A 3,418-nucleotide genomic window follows, 5' to 3' on the forward strand; every position below is an offset into this window, starting at 1 on the left:
CGGTAAATGCGCTCGCTTTTACAGCCGCGCATATAGCCCGCACCACCTAATATCTGCAATGCCTCCCGGGCACAGAATTCCATCACCATGGTGGCCTGCACCTTTAATAAGGCAATATCGGCGGGTTTGGCTTTGCCGTTCTGAATCTGCCAGGCGCAGCTGTCCATATAAGCCTGAGTTGCATTCACCTGGCGCACCATTTCGGCAAATTTATGGCGGATAACCTGATGTTTGCTGAGTGGTTTACCAAAGGTTTTGCGCTCTTTTGCCCAGGCGGCAGCTTCTTCGATACAGACTTTGGCACTGGCTAAAGCACCGGCGGTTAACGCCAGCCGTTCATTATTAAAATTATGTACGATGGGCATAAACCCCTGATTTTCAGCGCCAATTAAATAACTGGCCGGTACCCGTACATTATCGAAATACAAGGTCGCTGTGTCCGAACACCACCAACCCTGTTTTTTATTTAATGGCGTACGGCTGAAGCCTGCGGCGTCGGCCGGCACTAATATCATGGAAATACCGCCCACACCTTCGCCGCCGGTACGCACGGCAACGGTGTACCAGTCGGCACGGATACCACCGGTAATAAAGGTTTTGCTGCCGTTAATAATATAGTGGTCGCCATCGCGCACGGCACTGGTGCTGAGGTTGGCAACGTCTGAACCGCCGCCGGGTTCGGTAATGGCCAATGAAATATGTTTTTCGCCACTTAATACCGGCGCAATGACCATGTTTTTTAAATAATCACTGCCAAAATGCACGACCGGTGGCAGGCCAATACCATGCACCATTAATGTGGCATAAATACCACCGGCGCCGGTACGGCTGAGTTCTTCCACGGCAATAATGGTATGAAAAATATCGGTGCCTTCAGTCAGACCACCGTATTGTTCCGGATAGCCCAGTTGCAGCAGGCCGACCTCGGCCGCTTTATGCCACAGCGCTTGCGGTAAATCACAGGCTTCTTCCCAGTCGTCGACATGGGGCATTATTTCGCGTTCGACAAATTTACGCAGCTGGCTGCGCCATTCGGCATGGTTGTCGTTGTAATAGGGGCTGGCTAATCGCAGCGAGTCAAACGTCAGCATATGAGGTTCCTTCCGTTAGTCGTTATTTTTCAGCACATCGGGTAATTCATAGCGATGAAAACCGTTGAATGATTCACTGTTGGTGGCAGGTTTATCCGGCAGCGGAATAATGGCCGGTGCCGAACCCATCGATGATCCGCCATCGACACGCAGGCAGACACCGCTGATAAAATTGGCGCCTTCGCTTAATAAAAAACAGACAGCAGAACTGATTTCGGCTTCGGTCGCGATGCGTTTCAGCGGTACGTGATGGCGCAGGTTGCGGATGGTTTTCTGCATTGCCGGGCTGTAGGTATCAAAGCCACTGGAGGCAACCCAGCCTGGTGCGACGGCATTAACCCGTACGCCGCTTTTTCCCCATTCCCAGGCCGCGGTTTTGGTGATGTTTTCTACCCCGGCACGGGCAGCCCCAGAATGCCCCATTCCCGGCATGCCGTTCAGGTTGTCGGCGGTCATATTGACGATGGCGCCACCGTATTTCTGCATCGACTGACGATAGACTTCGCGCATCATCAAAAAGGTACCGGTAAGGTTGGTATTCAGTACCGCTTCAAAGCCTTTTTTGTTAATAAACTCAAGCGGGGAGGGGAACTGGCCGCCGGCGTTATTAAACAGACCGGCTATCGGGCCGTGCTCAGCCACAATGGTGGCAATGGTGGCGGTCACGGCTTCTTCATCGCGGATATCCAGGCTGTAGCAGCAGGCCTGACCGCCATCTTCGAGAATTTCGCCCAATACCCTGTGCAGTTTGTCTTCGTTGCGCCCGATCAGCACAATGTTGGCGCCCAGAGAAGCCAGTTCGTGGGCAGTGCAGCGGCCAATGCCACTGCCGCCTCCGGAAACAATTAAGGTTTTGCCGGCAAAGATGCCGGCGCGCAGCGTTGATTGATACGGCATAAAGCGTCCCCATGGTGTGCGTGGTACCGGCCTGTTTGGCCGGTTGCTGTTATTTAAATATCGTTATTAAAATCAAATTACCAAGCAAGTGCTTGGTAGGCAACGGTCGTTTGTCGCCATGCTGTTTTTATTTATACCGTTATCTTTCGTGTAACTGTAACCCTGGAACGGTTTCGTCAGGGGCTGAGGGTCGTTGCGTGTTGGCCGCTGCGCTTGATAAATTTTATACCGTTATCTATCAAGTCGATTTTTATTGAAACGCTACTGTTCATATTTCCTGCATAGGGTGTTCAGGCGTTCAGGGTTATCAGTTGCTGCTCAGTTCTTCATAATGCGGCCATTAAACTGGCAGCGGAGAATAACGGATGCAAAAGCGACCATTGGGTAACAGCGATTTACAGGTAACCAAACTCTGCCTGGGGACCATGACCTGGGGTGAGCAGAACACGGAAGCGGAAGCACACCAGCAAATGGATTATGCGCTGGAGCGTGGTATTAATTTCTTCGATACCGCTGAGATGTATCCGGTACCGCCGAAGGGCGAAACCCAGGGGCGTACTGAGCAGTACATCGGCAGCTGGTTTGCTAAAAGCGGAAACCGCGACAAGGTTATTCTGGCCAGTAAAGTAGCGGGCCCGGGTGACTGGATGACTCATCTGCGCAATGGGCCACAACTGACCCGTGCACATATCCGTGAAGCTGTAGAAAACAGCCTGCGACGTTTACAGACCGATTATATCGATCTGTATCAGCTGCACTGGCCGGCACGGCCAACCAATTTTTTTGGCAAACTGGGCTACGAACATCAGGAGCTTGAAAGCACACCGCTGGAAGAAACACTGAGCGCGCTGCAGGAACTTATTAACGAAGGCAAAATCCGCCATTACGGTCTGTCGAATGAAACCGCCTGGGGCACGATGAAGGTGCTGCAGATTGCTGATCAGAATCAGTGGGCGCGACCTCTGAGCGTTCAGAATCCTTATAATCTGCTGAACCGCAGCTATGAAGTTGGCCTGGCGGAAGTCTCTCACCGCGAACAGGTTGGTTTGCTGGCATATTCGCCGCTGGCCTTTGGTGTGCTCAGTGGTAAATACCTGAACGGCCAGCTGCCGCCTAAAGGGCGCATCACCTTGTTCGAACGTTTCAGCCGTTATAAGGGTGAGCATGCGGAACAGGCGGTGCAGAAATACGTCGACCTGGCAACGGATCTGGGAATCAGTCCGGTGACTCTGGCGCTGGCCTTTGTTACTCAGCAGGGTTTTGTGACTTCGAATATTATTGGCGCGACTACTATGGAGCAGTTGCAGGAAAATATTGATTCGGAGGATGTGGTATTAACGGCGGAGATACTTGAACGCATTAATGCCATTCATAAAGTGCATTCCAATCCTTGCCCATGATCCCGCTACTGTCCCATAGTTTTTAATCAG

General features: G+C 51.9%; 3 protein-coding genes. 1 reads left to right on the plus strand and 2 read right to left on the minus strand.

From position 1 onward, the window contains the following. Window positions 1-1,091 (minus strand): acyl-CoA dehydrogenase family protein (locus tag B3P58_RS05655; protein WP_286716463.1); only part of this gene is annotated, 1,091 nt, incomplete at its 3' end. Window positions 1,092-1,106: 15 nt separating this feature from the next. Beyond that, on the minus strand, window positions 1,107-1,988 hold the full coding sequence (locus B3P58_RS05660; protein WP_230332034.1) for an SDR family oxidoreductase: 882 nt from the start codon (window positions 1,986-1,988) through the stop codon (window positions 1,107-1,109). Between the two features lie 365 nt (window positions 1,989-2,353). Here B3P58_RS05660 and B3P58_RS05665 point away from each other — a divergent pair, with 365 nt between their 5' ends. After that, window positions 2,354-3,388 (plus strand): NADP(H)-dependent aldo-keto reductase, encoded by a 1,035-nt coding sequence (locus B3P58_RS05665; protein ID WP_230332035.1) that lies wholly within the window; start codon window positions 2,354-2,356, stop codon window positions 3,386-3,388. The last annotated feature ends 30 nt before the right edge of the window (window positions 3,389-3,418 follow it).

This window comes from Thalassolituus sp. UBA2009 (assembly GCF_002335285.1).
GTDB lineage: Bacteria > Pseudomonadota > Gammaproteobacteria > Pseudomonadales > Oceanobacteraceae > Venatoribacter > Venatoribacter alkanivorans.

Coding starts and splice junctions, on each gene's coding strand:
- B3P58_RS05660 (WP_230332034.1), bottom strand. CDS start 1,988: ATGCCGTATCAATCAACGCTGCGCGCCGGCATCTTTGCCGGCAAAACC.
- B3P58_RS05665 (WP_230332035.1), top strand. CDS start 2,354: ATGCAAAAGCGACCATTGGGTAACAGCGATTTACAGGTAACCAAACTC.